This is a genomic window from Paenibacillus mangrovi, assembly GCF_022898935.1.
Lineage (GTDB): Bacteria > Bacillota > Bacilli > Paenibacillales > Paenibacillaceae > Paenibacillus_AQ > Paenibacillus_AQ mangrovi.
Genome location: NZ_JALIRP010000012.1, coordinates 73,917 through 96,417, shown reverse-complemented (window position 1 = coordinate 96,417; position 22,501 = coordinate 73,917). Strand labels below are relative to the sequence as shown.

Annotated in this window: 19 protein-coding genes; 12 read left to right on the top strand and 7 right to left on the bottom strand. The window is 49.9% G+C overall.

Features of this window, described 5'->3' with window-relative positions; all coding sequences use genetic code 11:
* Position 1: 1 nt before the first annotated feature.
* Positions 2-166, bottom strand: coding sequence for a hypothetical protein (locus tag MUG84_RS22925; RefSeq protein WP_244729354.1), 165 nt, complete (start codon positions 164-166; stop codon positions 2-4).
* Between the two features lie 195 nt (positions 167-361).
* On the opposite strand from MUG84_RS22925, the gene MUG84_RS22920 reads away from it, so the two are divergent.
* On the top strand, positions 362-802 hold the full coding sequence (locus tag MUG84_RS22920) for an SRPBCC family protein (RefSeq protein ID WP_244729352.1): 441 nt from the start codon (positions 362-364) through the stop codon (positions 800-802).
* A 62-nt stretch (positions 803-864) separates the two neighbouring features.
* Here MUG84_RS22920 and MUG84_RS22915 read toward each other — a convergent pair whose 3' ends face one another.
* Entirely contained in the window at positions 865-1,722 is an 858-nt protein-coding gene (locus MUG84_RS22915) for a DMT family transporter (protein WP_244729350.1), read from the bottom strand.
* 22 nt (positions 1,723-1,744) lie between these two features.
* Positions 1,745-2,704, bottom strand: coding sequence for a metallophosphoesterase family protein (locus MUG84_RS22910; RefSeq protein ID WP_244729347.1), 960 nt, complete (start codon positions 2,702-2,704; stop codon positions 1,745-1,747).
* 268 nt (positions 2,705-2,972) lie between these two features.
* Here MUG84_RS22910 and MUG84_RS22905 point away from each other — a divergent pair, with 268 nt between their 5' ends.
* The 3 genes from MUG84_RS22905 (at position 2,973) to MUG84_RS22895 (ending at position 5,474) form a co-directional block, all read left to right on the top strand.
* The gene (locus tag MUG84_RS22905; RefSeq protein WP_244729345.1) at positions 2,973-3,749 is read left to right on the top strand and encodes a DeoR/GlpR family DNA-binding transcription regulator; all 777 of its coding nucleotides are present in this window, start codon (positions 2,973-2,975) and stop codon (positions 3,747-3,749) included.
* A gap of 374 nt (positions 3,750-4,123) precedes the next feature.
* Complete coding sequence (gene mle, locus MUG84_RS22900; RefSeq protein WP_244729343.1) at positions 4,124-4,960, top strand: alpha/beta fold macrolide esterase; 837 nt, start codon at positions 4,124-4,126, stop codon at positions 4,958-4,960.
* 58 nt (positions 4,961-5,018) lie between these two features.
* Positions 5,019-5,474 carry a DinB family protein gene (locus MUG84_RS22895; protein WP_244729341.1) on the top strand — a complete coding sequence of 152 codons (456 nt, stop codon included), beginning with the start codon at positions 5,019-5,021 and terminating at the stop codon, positions 5,472-5,474.
* A 109-nt stretch (positions 5,475-5,583) separates the two neighbouring features.
* Here the strand turns inward: MUG84_RS22895 and MUG84_RS22890 are convergent, their stop codons facing one another.
* Positions 5,584-6,330 carry an MBL fold metallo-hydrolase gene (locus tag MUG84_RS22890; RefSeq protein WP_244729339.1) on the bottom strand — a complete coding sequence of 249 codons (747 nt, stop codon included), beginning with the start codon at positions 6,328-6,330 and terminating at the stop codon, positions 5,584-5,586.
* Positions 6,331-6,461: 131 nt separating this feature from the next.
* Between MUG84_RS22890 and MUG84_RS22885 the strand changes: the two genes are divergently transcribed.
* The 7 genes from MUG84_RS22885 to MUG84_RS22855 all read left to right on the top strand — a co-directional run bounded on the left by MUG84_RS22885 (position 6,462) and on the right by MUG84_RS22855 (position 14,491).
* Positions 6,462-6,887: an Lrp/AsnC family transcriptional regulator gene (locus MUG84_RS22885; RefSeq protein ID WP_244729337.1), complete on the top strand. Its 426-nt coding sequence runs from the start codon at positions 6,462-6,464 to the stop codon at positions 6,885-6,887.
* Positions 6,888-7,131: 244 nt separating this feature from the next.
* Complete coding sequence (locus MUG84_RS22880) at positions 7,132-7,398, top strand: CD3324 family protein (RefSeq protein ID WP_244729335.1); 267 nt, start codon at positions 7,132-7,134, stop codon at positions 7,396-7,398.
* Between the two features lie 146 nt (positions 7,399-7,544).
* Complete coding sequence (locus MUG84_RS22875) at positions 7,545-8,090, top strand: GNAT family N-acetyltransferase (protein WP_244729332.1); 546 nt, start codon at positions 7,545-7,547, stop codon at positions 8,088-8,090.
* 261 nt (positions 8,091-8,351) lie between these two features.
* A complete protein-coding gene (locus tag MUG84_RS22870) occupies positions 8,352-9,005 on the top strand; it encodes a carboxylesterase family protein (RefSeq protein ID WP_244729330.1) in 654 nt (217 codons plus the stop codon).
* A 174-nt stretch (positions 9,006-9,179) separates the two neighbouring features.
* The gene (locus tag MUG84_RS22865; RefSeq protein ID WP_244729327.1) at positions 9,180-9,656 is read left to right on the top strand and encodes a helix-hairpin-helix domain-containing protein; all 477 of its coding nucleotides are present in this window, start codon (positions 9,180-9,182) and stop codon (positions 9,654-9,656) included.
* Positions 9,657-9,899: 243 nt separating this feature from the next.
* On the top strand, positions 9,900-11,528 hold the full coding sequence (locus MUG84_RS22860) for an SWIM zinc finger family protein (RefSeq protein ID WP_244729324.1): 1,629 nt from the start codon (positions 9,900-9,902) through the stop codon (positions 11,526-11,528).
* Positions 11,525-14,491 (top strand): DEAD/DEAH box helicase, encoded by a 2,967-nt coding sequence (locus MUG84_RS22855; RefSeq protein ID WP_244729322.1) that lies wholly within the window; start codon positions 11,525-11,527, stop codon positions 14,489-14,491. Before MUG84_RS22860 ends, MUG84_RS22855 begins: the two co-directional genes overlap by 4 nt.
* Positions 14,492-14,622: 131 nt before the next feature.
* On the opposite strand, the gene MUG84_RS27375 is transcribed toward MUG84_RS22855, so the two are convergent.
* Both MUG84_RS27375 and MUG84_RS22835 read right to left on the bottom strand, forming a co-directional pair.
* Entirely contained in the window at positions 14,623-18,741 is a 4,119-nt protein-coding gene (locus MUG84_RS27375; RefSeq protein ID WP_280521465.1) for a S8 family serine peptidase, read from the bottom strand.
* 400 nt (positions 18,742-19,141) lie between these two features.
* Entirely contained in the window at positions 19,142-20,068 is a 927-nt protein-coding gene (locus MUG84_RS22835; protein WP_244729320.1) for a DMT family transporter, read from the bottom strand.
* A 171-nt stretch (positions 20,069-20,239) separates the two neighbouring features.
* Between MUG84_RS22835 and MUG84_RS22830 the strand changes: the two genes are divergently transcribed.
* Positions 20,240-21,580 carry an aminotransferase-like domain-containing protein gene (locus tag MUG84_RS22830; protein ID WP_244729318.1) on the top strand — a complete coding sequence of 447 codons (1,341 nt, stop codon included), beginning with the start codon at positions 20,240-20,242 and terminating at the stop codon, positions 21,578-21,580.
* On the opposite strand, the gene MUG84_RS22825 is transcribed toward MUG84_RS22830, so the two are convergent.
* Positions 21,565-22,461 carry a LysR family transcriptional regulator gene (locus MUG84_RS22825; RefSeq protein ID WP_244729316.1) on the bottom strand — a complete coding sequence of 299 codons (897 nt, stop codon included), beginning with the start codon at positions 22,459-22,461 and terminating at the stop codon, positions 21,565-21,567. The genes MUG84_RS22830 and MUG84_RS22825 overlap by 16 nt on opposite strands.
* Between the last annotated feature and the right edge of the window lie 40 nt (positions 22,462-22,501).

Here is a 22,501-nt window from a genome sequence, read left to right as displayed (position 1 = left end):
CCTAATCCGACGCCAACGTCAGTTCCCACCCCAACTCCATCGCCTGCTCTGTGACCAACATTCGATTGCCGCTGAATGCAGCAGAATTGCTAGGCTCGAGTGATCTTGTTGTGCACTTGCCCAGGCAGCTGACCGTTTGATGGATATGATCAACAAATGATTCCATACCCGATAACATCTTTTTTAAACGAAAAAGCAGCGGAAGTTTAGGACATTTTTTGGTGTCCGAGGCGGCCGCTGCTTTTCTATGCGATTCGCTTTTCATATCTTGGAGTTGATCGGTTTGGAGAAAGGTCTAAATCATATTCAAAACGTAAATAACTATCACAGTCGTCATAAACCGAAAGAGAGTTGATCTAGTATGGATACTCAAGTAACGACGAAATTTAAAATACTCAAGCCAGCTAATGAGGTGTTTGAAGCTATAGTAGACCCTGAAAAAATGTCTAATTATTGGTTTTCATCGGGAACGGGAAGAGTGGAGCAAGGCAAGACGATTACCTGGAGATATGATGAATACAGTGCGGAAGTGGTTATCAATGTATTGGAAGTCGAGGAAAATAAGAAAATTATGTTCTCGTGGGGAGGGTATGGTCAAGAGACGATTGTGACAATCAAATTAATCGAATTGGATCATACGAGTACAGTAATTGAAGTAAACGAATCAGGCTTGAAAGAAGACGACCCTGAGATCGTAAACAAAATGATGGGACAAAAAGAAGGTTGGGTATATGTGTTGACCTGTTTAAAGGGGTACTTGGAAAATGGTATCAATAATTTGAGAGCATCATTAATTCATTAGTCATAACCTCACGTCTAAAAGAGCCTTTTGGCTCTTTTAGACATATAAGATCACTATTTCCCTCATCCCAGCATCCCAATAAACAGAATCCCGCAAAACACCACAATGGAGGTTGAAATCCGCTTCAATCCCTGCTGTTCCTTCAGGAGGAGAACTCCCAGGAACGTCGCAAACACGGTGCCAATTTCACGCAGTGGACCAATATGGGCCATTGGCGCCTGCTGCATCGCGAACAGGAACAGGAGGTACGAGCCAGGGTTCAAGACAGCTCCCAAAAAGATGGTGGAGCGGTTCTTGCGCCATTCCTGCTGCAGTTGGCCGGAGGCCAGGACCAGCGGGGTCAAGCCCAAAACAAAGCCGATATTGGTCACTTCGAGTAGAGCGATGGGAGAGACATGCTGCAGATTCAGCTTATCCACGAATACATAGCTGGTGGTACATAAGCCGACAACCAGCGCTAATGCGAAAGCTTTTAGGCTTTGCGGCTGCTTATTCGCACCTTTGCTGCGCGAGCCTGCTCCGCTGAGAAGGAAGAAGCCGCCGAGCATGAGAACAATTCCGATCCAGCCATATACGGACAGCGATTCTTTCAGGAAAAGAACTCCGATGATTGGAATCAGCAGTGTGCTGGTTCCCCGCATGATCGGATAGATCTGCGACAAATCGCCGAGCTCATACGTTTTGGACAGCAGCCAGGAGTAGAGCGCCTGTAGAGCAACCGAGAGCAGCAGCAAGCTGTATGCACCCCATGACAGCGGATGGTGCCACAGTTCCACAATTAAGACGGGCAGCAGAATCACGGAGGGAATCATCATGATCGACCACAGAAACACGCCTTTGTTCAGGCTCCGCTTGATAAACATGCTCCAGACCGCATGAGCCATACCGGAAGTAAGTACGAGTAGTATAGGTAAAAGCATGAATGACAGGACCCCTTAGCAATTAATTTTCATCGTCACCGGGATAATGAACAGGCTGCTCCGTGATCACCGAGCCGTCTTCGAGGCGAAGCCAGGTAGTAAAGTCGTTCTCTCCGGCTGTCAGGCGAATCACCCGGGCACCGCGCTTGAATCCTTCTCTGCCATATGTATTGTATCCGGTTGCCCGTCCGTAGCAGAGGCGGATGCCGTGCAGCGTACCTTCATAATCGTTAACGTGATCATGCCCGCAAAACGTTCCGACCACGTCGCCCATTTCGAGCAGCGCCGTGAATAGTCCCGAATTGACGGGGGCGCAACAGACAGGCTCATATTTGTTTCCGTAACAGGTCTCTTTATCCCATACTTCCTGGTATTCGGGAACCGGAATATGAAAGAAGGTGAGAGCAGGTAGCTTGCCGGCCTGGTTAGCCGGATTCAGCCGTGCCGATTCATTCACCAGCCAGTCGATCTGATCTCGTCTTACCCAGTTATAGTAGGGCACATGCTCTAGCGGCGAGAGGTTGCCTGAATCCAGGAAATACAGATTGGCCGTCGGTTTTCCTTCCGCATCCACCAGCTCGACGGAATAGTTACCTTCACCGGTAATCTCCTCAGGACCAGACTCAGCTACGGTATACTTGTGCGTCAAAACCACCTGCATAAGCTCTTTCCGGGTAATATGATTCTCCGTGTCATGATTGCCAAAGACGACAGCCCATGGAATTTCGCGTTCCTCCACTGCTCGAACGGCATCCCGGAATGCCTGAACTGGATTTTCGCATTCGGTATAACCGGGAGATACGTGCCCCGTATAGATGACGTCCCCTGTAAAGACAACCATATCCGGTTTCTCCGCATCCAGCGTCAGTTCCATCAATGCGCGGGTGCGATCATCTTCAGGCTCTCCGTTTTTCCAATGAAGGTCGGTGAATTGCACTATGGTAAACGTTCCGTCCTGACGGAAAGATAATTGGCTGCTCATATATATTTCCTCCTTGTAAAATATGTTTTGTAATGGTGTTGATTCATGTTAATTCATGTTGTTTTCGAGTCGATTGTATGCCTTGTGTTAAATGTTGTCAATTCTTTTTTTAGTGTTGTTAAGACGGGGGGGTACGGCATTATCGAGCTATCATAATTAAGGATCTTTGAAGTTTGACAAAATTTATGAAGAACTTATAAACTGAAGAAAAACAACAACAAAACACAACAAAGCAATTGGGAATGGTAATAACAGGAGGAATGTTCTTATGTCCCTAACCTATGAGGAGCGACGGCAAACCATTCTTGCCCAGTTAAGCACGGAAGGGAAAGTGCAGGTACATGCCCTGGCCGGGCGGTTTAATGTCTCTACTGAGACCATACGCCGCGATCTGGATCGTCTGGAGAAGGAAGGCAAGCTGCGCAAAGTATATGGAGGAGCGGTGCAAACCCGATCGGAGCGAATTGAGCCGACTTTTATCAAAAGATCAGAGATGCATAGAAGCGAGAAGCAAGCCATCGGTAAAGCTGCGGCCTTGCTAATTGGAGACGGGGAAACGGTTCTTTTGGATAATGGAACGACAACGCTGGAGATTATGAGGGAACTAAAGGAGCGTGCGGACGTTACAGTTATTACAAGTTCCGTTCCCATTTTGGCATGTGCGCTGGAAGGTTTTCAGGGGAAAGTCATTTTTGCCGGCGGTGAGGTTAACATGAGTTGTCAAGCGGCGACGGGAGCCACTGCCCACCAGCTTCTGGACCAGATGAAGGTCAACAAAGCATTCATCTCGGCGGGGGGAATCTCGCTTGCGGACGGCATTACCGAGTACTCCTTTGAAGAAGCACTGCTGTCGCGTAAAATGATGCAGCGGACGGAAGAGTCCATTTTGGTTGCGGATCACTCCAAATTCGGGGTCACCACCTTCGCTCAAATTGCGCCTATTGAGCACATTTCCATGATCGTGACGGACCGCGGCTGTCCGCAGGAATGGATTGATGCGCTCAACAAGCTGGAAGTGGAGGTTTTGATTGGCGGGAAGAACTGATTGCAGGAATTATCATGGAAAATATTTGAAACTGGAACGATCTTGTGTTAACATGTAAGCAATTCATTGGAACGGAGGGTTACGTATGTTGATTTTTTTTCCGGTTTCCCTTTAAGCGAACGGTTTTAACGCTTGAAGTCTGTGCTTTTTTGGCGCAGTAATCGGAAAAGGATCGACATGCGGCAGCCGAGGCTCTATTTGGTTATCCCTAAGGAATAGGCTATATTTGTGCGTGTTCTTTCGGGATGTCTTTGAGGCGGATGCTTGTCTTTTTTCTATTTTCGGTTACTACGAACCAAACACAGGCATGAAGCCTGTGTTTTTTTGTGTCGATGACGTTTTTTTTAATTCGCGAAAATAGGGAGGAACAGAACATGACTGAAAGAATGCTGCATCTGAATGGAATGGATATATGCACTGAAAGCTTTGGAGATCCGAAGGACCCGGCTGTTTTGCTGATTATGGGGGCGACGGCATCCATGATTTGGTGGGAGGTGGGCTTTTGCAAGAGCTTGGCAGCCGCTGGGCGGTTTGTGATCCGATACGATCATCGCGATACGGGCCGCTCGGTAACGTATCCTCCGGGTCAGCCCGAATACTCGTTTGAGGATATGGCGGATGACGCGATTCATGTGCTAGATGGATACGGCGTCGCAAAGGCACATGTGGCGGGGATGTCGATGGGAGGAATGCTCACGCAAATGATCGCTCTAAGGCATCCGGAGCGGGTGGAGAGCGTGACCCTGTTCGCAACATCCAATTTTGCTCCGGGTCTTCCGCCCTCGGAAGAGAAGGTAGACCGTTTTTTTGAAACCGCAGGAGAAGTGGACTGGACGAGCGAGCGGTCGGTTGTTCAATTTTCGGTAGAAAAATGGCGGGTACTGCGAGGTTCCAAGCATGCATTTGACGAACGTAACATCACCCTTTTGGCTGAACAAGAATTTAGACGCTCCCTAAGTCCAGCGAGCATGATGAATCACGGGCTGGTATCCGGCGGGGAAACGTATCTTGGCAGAACGGCTGAAATCCATGTCCCAGCACTGATCATACACGGGACGGAAGATCCGATTATTCCTTATGAGCATGGTATTCATCTTGCTGACGTCATCCCTGATTCCAGGCTTCTTACGCTGGAGGGGACAGGGCACGAGCTTCACGCTGGGGACTGGGAAACCATCATCCAGGCTATTGCAGGTCATACGGCGTCATAAAGTATAATTGTAAAATAGAGCTGGAAATAAGACTAGAGACCTGATAGGAGGGAAAACGATGAAAAATATTATAGATCGCCTGAATCATTGGATTGCCAGAGTACCCGAGAGGTTTAGTGTCTTGTCAGAAACGGAAGTGTCCTTGCGGCCGCAGCCCCATAAATGGTCGAAAAAAGAAATACTCGGACATCTGTGCGACTCTGCCCTAAACAATCTGCAGCGTTTCATCCGCGCACAATATGAAGAGCAGCCCCAAACGGTTATCAAGTATGCCCAGGACGAATGGGTTCGGTTGATGGGATATCAGGAGCTTCCTTTGGAGCATGTCTTAAGCTTGTGGGTAAGCCTGAATACACAGGTGGCGGCGATCATAAAGAACATACCGGAAGAAAAGCTGCAGAGCACCTATCCATTTAGTGATGGGAAGCATGTTACTTTGGAGTGGATGATTCGTGATTACGTTGACCATTTGGAGCATCATCTCCGGCAGATTTTTGGAAAAGAAATATATTAACGGCATTATCTATTAACCATGTTGAACAGGGCCGAAGAAGGGAAGGCGAAATCGGAGAGCAGCTCATCTATACGTTAACCGTATAAATGATGCTCTCCGGTGGATTCCCTTAGAACCATTCTCCATCTCGAGGGATCTGCACCTGGCTGTTAAGCTGCTCGGAGGTTAGACGTTCCATAAGGTTATTTCTGGTGGTGAAACAGTGATTGATAGCTTCCATATGGATGGCGGCAACCTTCGTATAGGGGGCGTACCGGCACAGACTGACCACATCGTCTTCGTTCATAATGATGTGTCCGCCCTCGAGGAATCTGGCTCCGCCTGCGTTGACCAATGTGAGATCCGGCCGGTATTGATCCAGCGCCTGCTTCACATCATCACACCAGATGGTGTCCCCGGCAATGTAGAGGGTAGGTTCTCCATCCGCCTGAAAAACGTAACCGGAAACCTGTCCCATAAGCTGACCGATTTCACCTATGCCATGCTTGCCGCTCGTACGGAAGATCGTTGTCCCGCCCAAAGAAAAGCTTTCTTTTACTTCGGTAACGTTCATAAAACCGGCTGCACGAATGGCATCTCCTTCAGCAGGTTGGCATGCAATAGGTACCGATTGGTCCAAAGCCTCCGCTGCCGCCGGATCCCAATGATCGGGATGCAGATGCGTTAACAGAACGGCATCCGGTTTAAGCCAGGTCTCCATGGGAAATGGGAGTGGCACCAGCGGATTGCGTCTGTCATTCGCGGTATTGAAGACCGGCGGATTGGCGCCCTGAGGGCTGAACATCGGATCCACCAGAAAAGTATTTCCCGCATATTCCAGCCAAAGCGAAGCGTTGCGGATCAATTGGATTTTCATATATAAAGCACCTCTTATCTTGGATATGTTCGATCTGCTATCATTATAGATGCAGCCGGAGCGGGAGCAAATAATGCCGTGAAACAAAACAGCGGCTGTTATTTTCATCGTGAAAGGATTTTTAAACTATCATGAATTACACACTGGATGAAGTGGATCTGCGGATTCTACACCATTTGCTCGAGGACTCCACCCGGTCCTACAAGGAAATCGGAGAGCTCGTTCATTTAACCGGTCAGGCGGTGGGCGGGCGTGTACGGAAGCTTCAGGATGCAGGGGTCATCGAAGGATATACGCTGCGCTGGAATCCGGATAAAATCGGGCTGCCCGTGCACGCCTTCGTCACAATTTTTTTAAAATCGAACTCAGCTCATCAGCAGTTTCAGTCTTTTGTGCAGGAGCATGAGCAGGTCGTAGAGATGCATCGCGTAAGCGGCGAGGGCTGTTATTGGATGCGGGTAAGGGTTGGATCGCCGCTGGAACTGAATACGCTTTTGGATGAAATTTTGGATTATGGAAATTACAAGGTGAGCCTGTCGATCGGACAAATCAAATAGGAACAAAGAAGTCCGGTAGATATGAAGTCCAAGTTAATCAGGAGGGATGATAGCGCCTTGAGATACGCGAACAGTTTCAGGAAAAGCTCCATGCAAAGTCTGTATGACGGACTACGGCGGTTATTATTTGTATGGAGCAGTGTTGATCGACCGCCCCATCCTGCATGGCAGGGCTAAAACGAGTTAGGTCATAGAGACTTTGCTGCCTTAAAATCCATTATTGATATTTAAGGAGCAGAGCAGAATGAAATATGTGAATGCTGAAACCGTCTTTCCAGAGTGGCTGTTAAGTGAACTGCAGCAGTACGTACAGGGAGACTGGATTTACATCCCGGCAATAAAGGGCTCGCGCAAAGCCTGGGGAGAACGCTCCGGAAGCCGGGAAGCTTTGCGGCGCAGAAATGCCGATATCCGCAAGCAGTATGCCAGAGGCCAGTCTATGGAAGAGCTGTCATCCGTGTACGGTTTGGCCTATGATACGATTAAGAAAATTGTATATTCCAAAACATGAAAGACGTAACGCCCGAGGATAAACATCTTACGGGCTTTTTTTGTACCTTTATTAATTAGGTGATGTTCTCGGTATATCTCATTCAGTCGTGCGATTCTATAATCGAGATAACGATAGCGTTCATGCGATACAAAGGAGGAATCACGATGAACATCACCGTCAAATTATGTTCAGAGGCCGACAAGCAGATCATTTATAATATGTATCCACTGTATTTATATGATTTGGCTGAAATCCGCAGGGTTCTTCCGAATACATACGGTGTTTTTGAGGATACCGATGATTTTCGCACATTGCAGGAACAGCAGTCTCTTTTCGATATTTGGTGGCAAAAAGAGAACATCCTGTATCCCTACCTGATCCGGGCGGACGGCTTGCCGGCCGGTTTCGGTCTTGTCGCTACGCCTCCTTATTTGGTAGATGACAGCGAGTATATGCTGAATGAATTTTTTGTGATGAGGCCATTTCGAAATCAAGGGATTGGCGAGAAGGCAGCTGCGGCTTTGTTCAACCGGTTTCCTGGCAGGTGGATGCTGTTCACGACACCTACTTCGGACAATGAGCGCACCCAAAGATTCTGGAGAAAAACGCTTGGAAATTACAGCTTAGATCATTACCACGAAAGAGACGAGGACCTGCCGCATTTTGGCATGATGAAGGTTTTTCGTTTCAAGAGTCAAGGGGGAAATTGAATAATGATTGATCAAAAGCAGGGCTGGCATGTGATTTTCACATGAGGTTCTGTTTTTTTAGACTCCGCTAAACGCGGTCTGGCAGCTTTGAAAGTACATCGATAGACGATCTTGTACATAGGCATTATGGAATAATAATCAGCCGTCAAGGAGGAGATAGGCCATGAATTGGCGTAAATATTTGGAAGGGCGTTTAGTTATAACGACAGGTATCCGATTAAGCTGAACGCTTACATATGATGCTGAAAGTGAGGAACTCTCATGAGCCAACAAGCCTGTAGGCTGGAGAAAGAAATTACGAAAAAGGTAGTGCTGGACTATCTGCTGCATGTACCGGAAGGATACGATCAGAATTCAGATCATAAATGGCCCGTCATCCTGTTCCTGCACGGATCTGGAGAACGCGGCAGCGATGTGGGGCTGGTAAAAGTCCACGGTGTTCCGCACATTGTAGATCATGATCCGGCTTTTCCGTTCATCGCTATTTCGCCGCAGTGTCCGGAGGACTCGGACTGGCATGCGGAGAAGGAGGCCGTTATGGCCGTACTGGATGAGGTTATGGAAGCTTACCATACCGATCCGGCGCGTGTATATTTAACGGGATTAAGTATGGGCGGTTATGGCACATGGCTGCTGGCTGCTGAGCATCCGAGCCGATTTGCGGCGGCGGTACCGGTATGCGGCGGCGGCAATCCGAAGAAGGCCGATACGCTGAAAGAGACGCCGATTTGGGCTTTTCACGGGGCGAAGGATGATATTGTGCCATTGTCCCAATCGGAAGTGATGGTTGAGGCTGTACAGGCCGCCGGTGGTGATGTGAAGCTGACGGTCTATCCGGAAGCGAATCATAATTCATGGTCGGAGACTTACGATAACCAGGAAGTGTATAACTGGTTGCTCAAACACACGCTGTAAGCTGTCCTTGTTTAAAGAGGCCCTTTAAAAGGTAAAGCTGAAGCTGGAGGGAGCATGCTATGATCATAGGCTGCTCTTCTCCGGCTTTTCTATTTTACAGGGGAGTCATTCATTGACATGAAAGTAGAGTGGCGAGTAATGTAATTCTCAAAAAGAAAGGCGGAGGAATCCGATATGAACAATCGCCCGGCGCCCAAGCTTCCGTTAACCCCGGAAGAGAAGAACCATATGCGGTCCTTTAAAATCAGGCTTCATTCCATCGCAGAACTGGAAACCTCTGATTTGGCAGGCATTCTGGGATCTACGCAGGAGCGGGCGGGATATTTGCGCGCAATGGCCCAGTTTCAGAGGGTACCTTCCATTGGGCCGAGAATTGCCGAGCGGGTAGCCACTTTGGGATATCTTTCACTGGACGAACTGAAGCCCTTGAAGGGACCGCACCTGCTGGAACAGCTGGAGAACCATTACGGATTTTGGGAGGATCCATGTCTGGAGGACGCCCTTTGGTGCATGATCTATCACGCCAATCATCCAGGCAGCGAGAAGTGCTGGTTCGATTTTACCGATGCCCGAAAAGAGTACCGCAAGGAGCACGGATATCCGGAGTCGAGACCGAAGACCGCATGGTACGAGGTGAAAACCGGAGAGTGATTTTATCTAAGAGAATTATTTTTAATGTAAGAAAAGGAAGGCCGGAGACATGTCAGAGGAATTGCTGACTGCTGTCCGGCCTTTTTATATTGGAATGTAGGTCATGGAGCGGGTGAAATGTGGCTGGTCGCCATCAAAAGATCAGAGAAGCCGAAAGTGTTGTTGTTCTTCCATTTTATCCGTAAAATTAGATGGGAGAGATACATGCTTTTCGAATATACTCCGCGAGGAGAGGACAGAATTATGAATCCAAACGATACGATCGATGATATAGAGTGGCAGCAGCTTATTCAATCCGTTGGCGAGCAATTTAACGACCTGACGATTAAACGGGGATTTCAATATTTTAAACGAGGGTTTGTTCATCCCGCCAGGACAACGGACACCGGCCATATTGAAGCGATTGTCGAGGGAAGTGAGCTTTACCGAGTTGAGCTTGATTTAAACGTTTTATCGGCCAGCCGCTGCTCCTGTCCCGTACCCAGCCACTGCAAGCATATGATTGCGGTACTTCTGGATTATGTCAGTAAGCAGGGGAGATCTGTACACGCCATTGTGAATGCCCATTCTACCGCGATGTTTAAGCAGTCCGTGAAGACGCCGTATAATGATGCTCCTGCAATTTCTGAACGAAGGGGAGAGGCGATATCACTACTCCAGGAAAAAGCGTCGCAAATTCCGGAGATGAGCATTGCCGAATGGCATGGTCTGTTCAAGCTGTGTATCACACCGCTCGAGTTCAGCAGTTCCAATGGACAGTATGCACGGAATGCTATTGCTGCGATTGATGCCGTAAGACCTCCACTGTCTCCCGTCATGGGACAGTTGTTTGATCTTCATGCCCATCTGTTTATGCTCATGAAGCTGGTCAAACCGGCGCAGCAGCGCTCGAGCCACACATATATGGGTTATCACACACAGGTTGCCGCAGATGAGCTGCAGGAAGCCATGACAAGGATATTCGAGGAAGGTCTTGAGATTAATAGCGAGCCGGAGCTGTGGCCGCGTGTCATCAAGACGCTGACGTATCTGCGCAGGCAGATGCTGACGGAACCCAAAAGTTTTAGTTATTTATTTGAAGCCTATGATCAGCTCTGGCTGAAATGGATTCACCCCAATCTGGAGGACACGGAAATGTACTCCGAGGAGCTGCAAAAGCTTGGGTCCGCTGAGGAGGAGCTGGGCGATACCCTTTCCAAGCTTCCGTGGATGCTGGCGCAAAGCAGGATCTATTTCCTGATAGGGGAAGACCGGCAAGCCTGGACGTGGCTTCAGACCGCTGATAAGGCATCCATCATCCCGCCTGACTATCTGATTTCGTTTCTTAAGATGCTGGCTGGAGCGGAGGTATGGCCCCGGCTGCAGACCTGGCTTGTCCAAATCGGTCCGATGCTGAGCAGCCACCGTAAAGGCCATTTGAATGATTATATGGATTATTGGCACACGGCTGTACAGCATTTTCCCGAGTCTGAGAATGAGATGTGGAAGACGCTTGCCAGCATGCTGCCGTATTCGAAGGATATCTATGAAGAGACTTTGCTCCGTTATGGAAAATGGCAGCAGTGGATGGATATTCAGCTGAGCACCGGAAAGGAACCACTGGAGTTTCGTGTCAGTGTGCTTCAGCCGATCGAGAAGAATGCCCCTGAGCTGCTGCTTCCCTTTTATCACCAGGCTGTAGAACGGTATATTCTGCTTAAGAATAGATCGAGCTATAAAGCAGCTGTTAAACTACTGAAACGATTATCCAAATTATACGCAAAAATGAAGCAGCAGGAGCGGTGGGAGCATTTTATCACCGCATTCACCAGCCGTAACAGCCGGCTGCGCGCATTGCAGGAGGAGCTTCGGAAAGGAAAACTGATATCATGAGCCCATATACAGATCACATTACCGTCCATATCCGTTTAAGTGCCTATGGGGATGCGCTGATTTACGGGTCAACCGAGGGTCACCGGTACGTGCCGGGACTGGACATGAAGCAGCGGCTATTCGCATGGCATGAGGCTTCCTTTTATGGAACGGAGCTGGAGGTTCAGCAGGTACAGGAGGTTGAGCTGGTAGTTCTACCCGCCGAGCAGGTCATTCCGTTTTTTGCTGAGCGGAGGCTGCTGGAACATATTCAGTGGGGCTGGGATGATGAAGCCGGAGTGCTCCTCAGGCTTGCTCCGGCACTCCTAGCCTGCGTCGACGAAAGACGCTACATCCCTAGCCTCCCGAGCTTCCAGGACGGGAAGCTGCAGTGGACATGGGATGAAGCGGCGCTGGATACACAAACGAGTAAGGCACTTGCCGGCAGCAGCCCGGAGTTTAGAGAGGGGCTGCGGGCGGCCTTTTCGTCTTCGGTGTTCAGCAGATGCTATGGAACGGAGACAACGGCCTCCGATCTGCGGAGAGAATATCCGATGCTCTTCAACAAAGACAGCGCGGTGGCCGGATTAAATGAACAGGCATGGCTGATTTCGATTGGATGGAAGGCAGATACAGCGCCTTTCCGGCCGCTCCTGCAGCTACTGGAGCCGGATGATTATGAGCCCATCTGGCGCCTCAAGCTGGTGCTTCAGGACAAGATTGATCCATCCGTACTGATTCCCGTCCGGCTTGGCGAAGACGGATATGCATCCGGTGTATGGCCGGATGCCTGGACAACCCATGTACGTGAGCGCTCCGCCGGATGGATGGAGCATTTGCGTGCAAGTCTACCCGGGGCTGTACGCTCAGGACAAAGCGATGATATTCTCAGCAAGCCTTTGACCGACGCTGCGGCATGGCAGTTTCTGACGACGGACAGCCGCCGTTTGCTCGAAGCCGGATGGCAGGTGCTGCTCCCTGCCTGGTGGGAGGCAGCCAGCCGCAGGAAACCGAAGCTTCGCGCTAAGGTCCGTTCCGGTGAAGGCGAAGAGAATTCCAAAGGCAGCGGCGGCTCGATGTTCGGTCTGGATTCCATCATCCAGTTCGATTGGCGCGTTGCCATCGGGGAGACTCAGCTCTCTGAACAGGAGTTCAATGAGCTTGTCGCCCGCAATGAACGGCTGGTCAAGTTCCGGGGCGAATGGATTACACTTGACCCCGCCCTGCTGAAGCAAATCGGGCAGATGATGGAAGGGGTGGACAGCTCGCAGGGCTTGTCCTTTCAGGACGTTCTGCATCTGCACCTTCAGCGCAGCGAAGAGGAGCCTGCCCGGGAAGCCAAGGAAGCACGGGAAGAGGAAGATGAGCCGCAGGATGATGCGCCTCGGATTGAGCTTGAGGTTGAGCTGAACGAGCATCTAACGAAGCTTATAGGCCAGCTCGGGCAGCAGTCGGAATGGCCAAAGCTTGCTGTTCCTGCAGGGCTGAAAGCCGAGCTGCGTTCCTATCAGTACGACGGCTTTTCCTGGCTCGCCTTTTTGCGCAGATTCGGGCTCGGTGCGTGTCTGGCGGATGACATGGGGCTGGGGAAAACCGTGCAGTTCATTACTTATTTATTGCACTTGAAAGAGAACCCTTTGGATGCGGATCACAGGCTGCCGTCGCTGCTGATTTGCCCGACCTCTGTGCTGGGCAATTGGCAGAAGGAGCTAAACAGGTTTGCTCCTTCTCTGAACGTCATGCTGCATTACGGCAGCAGGCGGCCTGGTGAAAAAGCGTTCCTCGACGAAATCCGGCAGGCAGACGTCATTCTAACTTCTTATGCGACGGCGACGCTGGATCAGGATATGTTGAAAGAGTTCACGTGGGAATCGCTATGTCTGGATGAAGCCCAAAATATTAAAAATGCCCAGACGAAGCAATCAGCCGCCGTCCGGAGTTTTCCGGCAAGACATCGTATTGCGCTTACCGGAACACCGATCGAGAACCGGCTGTCGGAGCTGTGGTCCCTTTATGATTTCATGAATCCGGGTTATTTGGGGAGCTTGCGGGCCTTTAACGTCCGCTTCATCCAGCCGATCGAGAAGGAGCAGGATGAAGAGCGGACATTGCAGTTGCAGAAGCTGGTTAAGCCATTTATGCTGCGCCGGAAGAAAAAGGATCCGGCCATTCAGCTTGACCTGCCGGACAAAAACGAGATGAAAACCTATATTCATCTGACAGCCGAGCAGGGGGCTCTATATGATCAGACCGTAAACGATCTGATGAACCGGGTGCAGAAGCTGGAAGGCATAGAACGGAAAGGTGCGATTCTGGCTGCCCTGACCCACTTGAAGCAGATCTGCGATCATCCGCTGCTGTTGACAGGGGATTCTTCGGAAAATACCCCTGATCCGGATGACAGCATGGATACAGGAATGTTGATCAGCCGGTCTTCCAAGCTTGAACGCCTGCTCGACATGGTACGGGAGCTTCGTGAAGAAGGGGAGCGCTGCCTTATTTTTACCCAGTACATTGGCATGGGAAAGATGCTGCAGCGTGTGCTGGAGCAGGAACTACAGGAGCCCGTACTTTATCTTAACGGCAGCACTTCCAAATCAGCACGGGACAGAATGATCGATCAGTTCCAGTCCAAGACTCTGCCGCCCGATGAACAGCCAAGCGTGTTTATTCTATCGATCAAGGCAGGGGGCGTAGGCTTGAACCTGACCGCTGCCAATCACGTATTCCACTTCGATCGCTGGTGGAATCCGGCCGTGGAGAACCAGGCGACAGACCGCGCATACCGGATGGGACAGACCAAAGACGTGCAGGTGCATAAATTCATCTCGCTCGGCACGCTTGAGGAGCGCATTGATGAAATGCTGGAGAGCAAGCAGCAGCTCAGCGACAATGTCATTTCCAGCACGGAGAGCTGGATTACGGAGCTATCGACCGAAGCTCTGAAAGACCTGTTTACCTTGCGGAGTGATTGGGGCGGTTGAGGCCTATCAGTCGAAGAGGCCGCAAGCGATTTTCATAGGCTATAAACAAATAGCACCCCCATAGCTTACAATGGCGCAGGATAGTCTCTGCTCCAAAGCTATGGGGGTGCTGTCATTTCATTACATTTTCTCTAGTCGATCAGGTTGGTTTTAATCAGCAGTTGATGCAGTGCAGCAGCCACCGTTTCGCGTGTAGCAGCGGCAGTCGGGTTGAAGATGTTGGCGTCACCGCTGACGATCCCTGCGGAAGCCAGAGACTTCACGGCATCTTTCGCATACGGAGCAACCTTTGCATCATCGGCGTAAGCGCTAAAAGATGGGTTGGAAGCTTTTACTTCCACATCGGTCAATTGAAGGGCTCTGTGCAAAATAACAGCCATCTCTTGACGTGTAACGCTAGCGTTCGGCGCAAATTTGTTTTGGCCAACGCCTTGAATTAAGCCTGATTCATAAGCGGCGGATACATCATTCGCGTACCAGGCGGTTGCATTCACATCCGCGAAGCTGGAAGCGGCATTGGACCGCAAACCAAGCGAACGAGAGAGCAGCGCCGTAAATTCGGCACGCGTAAGGTTGCTCTTCGGCGAGAAGATTCCTTCGGCTGTTCCGTCAATGATCAGTTTGTTGGCCAAGGCAGTAATATCGGATGCTGCCGGCGAAGAAACGATATCATTGAACTTCACTGTGCGGCTGACTGCAGCATAAACGGAGAATCCAGGACGGCTCACCGTTACGATCGTAGATCCGCCTTTTTGAGCTTTAAAGACAGAAGATACTGGAGTAATCTTGCCGTTTTCTTCGAACAATACGCCTGCAGTGTTCGGGTCAATGCTTCCTGGAACGGTAAAGGATCTCTTGATAAAGATCTGATTCGGAACTTGAACGGAAGCTCTGGCAGAACCAGTTACCCAGAAGGCTTCAAAGCTGACTGGAGCTCCAATGACTTTAGATCCAGGCACGGTTGTCTCAAATTTGGACTTTTGATCGTCCGCCTTTTTGATGACCAGTTCGAAGCTGGTGTTAGCCGGTGCTTTACCAAAAACAGTGACTGGGACAGATATAGCAGAGCCACCTGTGCTAAACACCACTGTGCTGCCTTTAGGGAGCGTACTCAAGGCTTTGACTTGATCCGCAGTCAATGTAAACGTGACATTGGCATCATTTCTGGGAGCGCTGATGACCACAGCCGCAGCTGAACTTCCTGCAGATGATATGGCGGCTTTGAGATCGCTGTCGGAAATGGAAGCGGTCGTAACGCCATTATTGCTGCTTGTCTTGGCTGCAACAGGAATCTGCTTTTGCCCTTGATCAATCACAGAGCCCACCGATTCATTGCCTGAAGGCTGTGCTGGAGTGCTGCCGCTACCACCCGGTCCATTACCCGGACCCGGACCGGGGCCGGGATCGCCAGGGTTGTTTTCACGTGTATTATCGACACGGAACGAGATGAATCCTTCATAGGCTCCTTCGTTCTTATGAATGACTGCATACTCATCGGAAGACTTCACTTGATCTGCAAGCACATAAACTCTGTAGACCCCATCCTTTAGATAACTAGTGGTCGGTTTTCCGTTACTGTCCAATACGGGTTTAAGTACCTCTTCGTCGCCTTCCTGAACGGTTTCGAACGGATGGTATGCATTGCCAATGTTCTTTAATGTATAAGTTCCAGTTTTTAAGTTTTCACCGGCTGGCGCATATTTGACATCCAGGAATCCGAGGGACTCATCGTCCAGGTTGACAAGATCAATACGGTATACGTTTGCATTGGATCCACTAAGTTTAAAGGAAAGATCCGTTGAATTTTGGCTCGAACGGTTCGGATAGATAACGGTATTAGATAGGCTCAGCTCCTGAATACCAAATCCTGTAGCAGGCTGCTCTTTGCCGACATTTACGACAAATGGCAGATGCAAATCGGGATGGCCCTGGCTTTTCAGATTCACTTGCCCTTCATAAAAGGTGTCTTCCTCTACACTCGAACCTACTGTTAAAGTGAGATTGAACGCCTTGGAAGAGCCCGCATTAGCCGTGAGTTGGCTTACATCCAAGCTCGCATCGACGCCGTCGTGTTCGCCGTGCCACTCGATACTAGCATCATAAGTAAGGGCTTTGGTTCCCGTATTTTTAAGCTGTAGGTTCTTCACTTTTTGTGGCGCGCCCGGAGCGACGACTCCAAAGCTTGCAGAAGAGTTATAGTTGACTACGCTTGTCGGGTTGTAATTTTTGTCCAGAATTGTGATAGGCTCTATCGATTGCAGTAAAGCGTCCGTAAGAATGGCATTTGCGACATTGGCACGTCCTGCCCCTTGTTGGTATACGTCATAATCTTCACCGTTCGGCGCGGTCAGCACATCTGCGGTGTTAGCTAAAGCGGACCGGATATCGAATGGCGTCCATTTTGGATGCGCTTCCTTAATCAAAAGAGCCAGTCCGCTCACATGAGGGGTTGCCATGCTTGTTCCGCTGATCCGGTTATATGCCTTGGCATAGGAAGCGTTTTGATCTACCTTGCCGTATGCCGGCCAAGTGGATAAGATATTCACCCCTGGGGCTGTAACGTCAGGCTTGATGCTCATATTGCTGTCTGCATTAGGACCCCAAGAGCTGAAGTCTGCCAGCTCGTCGCCTGGAATGGTCGTGGCTTTATAATCAGAACCAAACGTAAATTGAAGTTTGGTATCCGGGTTTGCCTTCAGGGCTCTGGCAAGAGAACGTCCGACAGTACCTTTCATGTCGAAGGTAGGGATGAATTCAAAGTTGTCTCCCAGCAGAACGTTCGCGAAGTCGTTACGTCCTTCAATATCTTCTTGTAGATTGACTTCCGGCGGATCCGATTTTGGACGAATCATGTCGCCGTTAAAGATCACGATGGCTTTTGCATGATGCTCTTTGGCATTGGCGATTTTATCCACGAAGGCGATGTTGCCGCGGGAGACCAGCGCAATTTTACCCTCCACGTCTTTTCCGTTGTAGTCATCTTTGTCGCCTAATCCCACGTAAACAACGTCATATGGATTCGTTCCCAAAATATTGGCGAAATTGTTCTGCATGGTTTCAAAAGCCATCACCTGCAGATCCTCATATGTGGCGTAGGTAGCGGAAGTAGCCGTGTTGAACTCAGGTTTAACCCGGCCGCTGTAAAGCTGGCTGCTGCTCGTTACCGCTCCTACGGCTATCGCAAGCTGGGAGGTGGCTGGAGATCCCATAGTATAGTATGCCGGCTTCTCTTTACTGTTGGCATTACCATTGGCAACCACAGCAACAACACCAGAGAGTACGGCATTGTTAATAGCGATGGCATCAGGCGAGTTTACGTCCTTCTCGGAATCGGAGCCCAGGGAGAGATTGATGACATCCATTCCATCTTTAACGGCATGTTCAATACCGTCAATAACTTGGGCCGAAGAGCCGGAGGATCTGCCAGGTTGTTCAGGATTTCGGCCCAGGACCTTGTAGGCGTGCAGCTCTGCCCCGAATGCAACACCTTTTTGCCTGACTTCGCTTTCCGGATTCTTGAATTGACCGATGATGGTGCCGGCCACATGCGTACCGTGGTACGTTCCTGCAAATCCTGTATGATACGGATCATCTTCTGGGCTGATCGGTGCTTCTTCGTAAGGATCATTATCTTTTTCAAACGAATCATATCCATCTTTATAGGCGGGAGCAATATCAGGGTGCGTATAATCGACTCCGGTATCGATGACGCCGATTTTCAATCCTTTTCCGGTAAACCCTTCATTCCAGGCTTCGGTAACCCCAAGTTGTTTAAGAGGCGAGCTGTCAAATATACCATTAGAGCCATTATCGGCAGAAGCTTGGATCGGAAGAGCATACCACGTGCTGTTTTCCTGTATAGATTTCACTCCTGGAATTTTGGCCAGCTCTGGAATTTCATCGGCCGGGATGCTAACCTCAAATCCGTTCAATACGGTATCGTACTGATAGTTAACGGTAAGGTCGATGCCCTGACTAGATACTTCCTTTAAAAAGTCTACCTGCTGGCTTTGAACAGCCTTCTCGGTCGCGGATGCGGCCAAAGAGCTGATTCCCTGTTTGGCTGCATATTTGCCCACAGCAGCAGGTTGTGCGTTCAGCTGAACAATGACCTTCACTTTTCCGGAAGAATTGGTATTGATTTTAGGCGATACATAGGTTGCTTGAACAGGACCTTTCAATGATTGAAGTTCTAGGGCCCCTGTTGCGGATCCTTGAGAGCTTGCACCAAGTGCCATTCCGGGAATCATACCAACAGTTAGACCCAGTGCAAGGGTGACAGCAGGAAGCTTGCGAGATAATAGACTTCTTTTCAGATATACCCCTCCCTATTGAAATATAATTGAATAGACTATTCTCTCGAAACCTGATGGAGAATGGAGGATTGTGAGATTTTTTTCTCCTCTCTATTTATTTTTGTCCTTCCTCCGTCAGGTAGGAAAAAATATTACAAAGATTCTACCACTGGTAGAATTGCAACAAAATATTATTTCAGGACTATTTTTCCAGATGTGTTTTGCATAGCAAGAGACTGCCGTATAAGTCTTCCAACGCAGTCCAAAAGAATCAATCGTAAACATGTTCTGCAATTAGCGACAGTTTTCGTCGGATTCGTCATTTTCGGCTTCTCTGAAAATATTAAAATTCCCGCTACTTCCGCGAATTTAAGCGAATTTTGGTCTTCGACAAATTGACGCCCATGACGCCCGCCACAATCATGACCGCACAGACCCAGTGGTACCAGCCCAGCTGCTCATTCAGCAGCAGTACGCCGCCTGCAATGGTAACGACGGTGGACAAACCCGCGAATACGCTCACCTTCGAAGCTTCGAGGATCGATAGCGCATAGTTTGACAAAAATGAAGTTACCAGGAAGGACAATACACCGAGAAAGAGCATATCCGCGATAAACACAGGCTCTTGTAGCGGTACGAAATAGGAGCCGAGCGTTCCCGCGTAACCATGCTTGATCAGAGCAATGACGTTGAAAACGACAAATCCAAAAAGAATCATCATATAGGTCAGATCTTTGGGACGCAAGGTACGTGTCAGCTTGCGGGCTAATGTGGTGTACCCAGCCAGAGACAGGGCGGAAAGCAGGATCAGTGTTATACCTAGTAAGCTAGTGGACGAAGCGTCGACGCCGGGCACCACGAATACCAATATTATGCCGGCAACGGACAGCAGGGTGAAGAGCCGCTGAGCCGTGCTGCTGTGCTCCTTCAGAAACAGGGCCGAGAGAATCATCGTAAAGATGGGAACCGTGGCCTGCACGATCCCGGCAACCGCCGAGGAAGCATGCAGCAGACCGAATGCCTGCAGGGCAAAAAAGAGCGACGGATTGAGCAGCGCCAGCGGAACGACGGTGAACCATTCTTTTCGCATCGCCTTCAACTGTTTCCATCCCGGAAAAGCGAGCAAGGTAGCTACAAGAAACGAAATCGTGAAGCGGTGAGCCAGGGAATCCAGCGGATCGGCATAGCTTAGCGACTGTTTAACGAATATCGGTGAAAAGCCGACGATGATCGCATTGATAATGGCAGCCGTAACGGCTTTTTGCTGTAGTGTAAATTTCATAGAATGACCTCCCTAAGTTTGCGCGCTGTGGAAGGACCGGTCCTTTTTTTAAAAAAATTGCTCTGCATCGAGCGGCGTTTTCTTCATTCTAAGCCGGATGCGGCTGTGCTACAATAAAAGGAATTGCAATCTGTACCGGTACAGATGAGTTGGCGGGAGGCGGAAAGAGGCATGTTTAAGTACGATGATATCATCAATGATTTAGAAGCGCAGATCACTGGCGACAGCTGCCGGGAGGGCGACAAGCTGCCTTCCATCCGGGACTTGGCGGCCCGGTATAACTGCAGCAAAAGCACCGTCATTCGCGCGCTGGAGGAGCTGAAGGAAAAGCATCTGATCTACGCTTCGCCGAAGAGCGGCTATTACGTCATGAAGAGGACCGCGAAACGAAAGGAAGAGGGGCCGCACTGGATCGATTTCACCGTAACCGCGCCCGATCCGGATATTTTCCCGTACCTGGATTTCCAGCACTGCATCAATAAAGCGATCGATATGTATCGCAACGACCTGTTTATCTATGGAACGCCGCAAGGGCTTCCGACACTCATCCGCGAGATGCAGCGGCATTTTGCCTCATATCAGGTTTTCGCCGATACCCGGCAAATTTTTATTACTTCAGGGGTGCAGCAGGCCCTTACCGTACTGGCGCAGATTCCCTTCCCGAACGGAGGGCGCCGCGTGCTGATGGAGCAGCCGGGGTACCATCTATTAGTCGACCTTATGAAGGTGTACGGCATTGAGGCGGAAGGAATCCGCCGCACGGCAGAAGGAATCGATCTGGAGGAGCTGGAGCGGAAGTTCAAAACCGGGGAGATCAAGTGGTTCTACACGGTACCCAGGTTTCATAATCCATTAGGCACTTCGTTGGACCGTTCTCAGAAAAAGGCCATCGCCTTGCTTGCGGAAAAATATGATGTGTACATTGTGGAAGATGATTACATGGCTGATCTGGAGCAGGATGCAAAGGAAGATCCGATCTATGCTTATGACCGTTCCGGCCACGTGATTTACCTAAAAAGCTATTCGAAAATTATTTTTCCAGGCCTGCGGATCGGGGCTGCGGTCATGCCGGATGCGCTGCGGGAGTCGTTTCTTCAGTATAAAAGGCTGCTGGACATCGACAGCTCGATGCTGTCTCAGGCAGCGCTGGAGCTGTACTTGAAAAGCGGCATGTTCGAGCGCCACCGCAAAAAGCTGCGTGCCTGTTATGGCAAGAGATCTGCCCTGCTGCATGAATGCATCATCAAAAATAAAGATGTCGGAGCGCCGAAACCTTTTGTTTATCAGACCCCTAGCCAGCTGGGCATGCATACTTTTTTAAAACTGGATCTTGGCGTCAATGTAGGCCTTGTTATCAAGCGTCTGGAAAAAAAACGGATCCGGGTGGGCACCGCAGACACCTGCTATCTACCGAATTTCGAGAGGGATCATATTCTGCGATTGTCGGTTTCCAGTGTGAAAGAGCCGGACATCCGCGAAGGCATCGAGAAAGTCATTCATGAGATTAAATAATTGTCCGGCAGATTCTTTTTCAAAGTTTCATACAGCTTGCCTGCAGCCAGCCGCGGCGGATAATCGGGCTCTCTGCACAATAAACCGCAGGTCATGTCGACCTCGCTGCCTTGAAGTGGCCGGATTACGGTACCCTCCGGTTCAGGCTGAAGCACCGAAACGGGTACGAGAGCTGCGCCGATTCCACTCTGGACATAGAATTTCAATGCGGACATGCTGCCGATCTCTAAGGTATCGAGCGGAGATCCGCCCGGCTCCTGCAGAATCATCTCCAGCTTGCGGCGGTATGGACAATCGGAGGACGTGATTAGCAGCCGGTGACTCCGCAGGTCCTGAACGGAAATGATCGCTTTCTGGGTTAAAGGATGCTGCTCAGGCAGCAGCACGACAAAATGCTCCGTAAGCATCGGTTCAAAATACAATCCCGTTCCGAGCAGCGGCGGGGAGCAGATGGCCAGATCAAGCTCGCCTTGCTGAAGCTGTTGGCTTAATACGGTGGAACTCGCAATGCTGATGGATACGCGGATATGGGGGGAATCACGCAAGAATCCAGCTATAATGTCAGGCATCCGGTAGCTCGCGATGGGTTCCACAACCCCAAGCCTAATATGCCCCGCTTCACCAGCGACAAGCTCTGTCATCGTATCCTGAAGCTGCTCGATATCCCTGACGATATGTGCGCTTTGCTCAAGAAATAGACGGCCGGCCTGCGTTAATTCAAAGGTTTTTCCCCGCTCAATGAGACGCAAGCCAAGATCGGCTTCAAGCTTTTGTATCTGCATGGTGACCGTGGATTGGGCGTAATTTAGCTCCTCCGCTGCCCGGTTGAAGCCTCCGAGGGCGACGATCCGATGAAAGGTTTTGACCGCTTTAAGATCCATGTCTCCTCCTATAGTTCAATAAAATTGAATTTATAATTCG

What these genes read in the sequence shown, in the direction of transcription:
- MUG84_RS22925 (WP_244729354.1), bottom strand. Translation starts at nt 166, where the DNA reads ATGGAATCATTTGTTGATCATATCCATCAAACGGTCAGCTGCCTGGGC.
- MUG84_RS22920 (WP_244729352.1), top strand. Translation starts at nt 362, where the DNA reads ATGGATACTCAAGTAACGACGAAATTTAAAATACTCAAGCCAGCTAAT.
- MUG84_RS22915 (WP_244729350.1), bottom strand. Translation starts at nt 1,722, where the DNA reads ATGCTTTTACCTATACTACTCGTACTTACTTCCGGTATGGCTCATGCG.
- MUG84_RS22910 (WP_244729347.1), bottom strand. Translation starts at nt 2,704, where the DNA reads ATGAGCAGCCAATTATCTTTCCGTCAGGACGGAACGTTTACCATAGTG.
- MUG84_RS22905 (WP_244729345.1), top strand. Translation starts at nt 2,973, where the DNA reads ATGTCCCTAACCTATGAGGAGCGACGGCAAACCATTCTTGCCCAGTTA.
- mle (WP_244729343.1), top strand. Translation starts at nt 4,124, where the DNA reads ATGACTGAAAGAATGCTGCATCTGAATGGAATGGATATATGCACTGAA.
- MUG84_RS22895 (WP_244729341.1), top strand. Translation starts at nt 5,019, where the DNA reads ATGAAAAATATTATAGATCGCCTGAATCATTGGATTGCCAGAGTACCC.
- MUG84_RS22890 (WP_244729339.1), bottom strand. Translation starts at nt 6,330, where the DNA reads ATGAAAATCCAATTGATCCGCAACGCTTCGCTTTGGCTGGAATATGCG.
- MUG84_RS22885 (WP_244729337.1), top strand. Translation starts at nt 6,462, where the DNA reads ATGAATTACACACTGGATGAAGTGGATCTGCGGATTCTACACCATTTG.
- MUG84_RS22880 (WP_244729335.1), top strand. Translation starts at nt 7,132, where the DNA reads ATGAAATATGTGAATGCTGAAACCGTCTTTCCAGAGTGGCTGTTAAGT.
- MUG84_RS22875 (WP_244729332.1), top strand. Translation starts at nt 7,545, where the DNA reads ATGAACATCACCGTCAAATTATGTTCAGAGGCCGACAAGCAGATCATT.
- MUG84_RS22870 (WP_244729330.1), top strand. Translation starts at nt 8,352, where the DNA reads ATGAGCCAACAAGCCTGTAGGCTGGAGAAAGAAATTACGAAAAAGGTA.
- MUG84_RS22865 (WP_244729327.1), top strand. Translation starts at nt 9,180, where the DNA reads ATGAACAATCGCCCGGCGCCCAAGCTTCCGTTAACCCCGGAAGAGAAG.
- MUG84_RS22860 (WP_244729324.1), top strand. Translation starts at nt 9,900, where the DNA reads ATGAATCCAAACGATACGATCGATGATATAGAGTGGCAGCAGCTTATT.
- MUG84_RS22855 (WP_244729322.1), top strand. Translation starts at nt 11,525, where the DNA reads ATGAGCCCATATACAGATCACATTACCGTCCATATCCGTTTAAGTGCC.
- MUG84_RS27375 (WP_280521465.1), bottom strand. Translation starts at nt 18,741, where the DNA reads ATGATTCCCGGAATGGCACTTGGTGCAAGCTCTCAAGGATCCGCAACA.
- MUG84_RS22835 (WP_244729320.1), bottom strand. Translation starts at nt 20,068, where the DNA reads ATGAAATTTACACTACAGCAAAAAGCCGTTACGGCTGCCATTATCAAT.
- MUG84_RS22830 (WP_244729318.1), top strand. Translation starts at nt 20,240, where the DNA reads ATGTTTAAGTACGATGATATCATCAATGATTTAGAAGCGCAGATCACT.
- MUG84_RS22825 (WP_244729316.1), bottom strand. Translation starts at nt 22,461, where the DNA reads ATGGATCTTAAAGCGGTCAAAACCTTTCATCGGATCGTCGCCCTCGGA.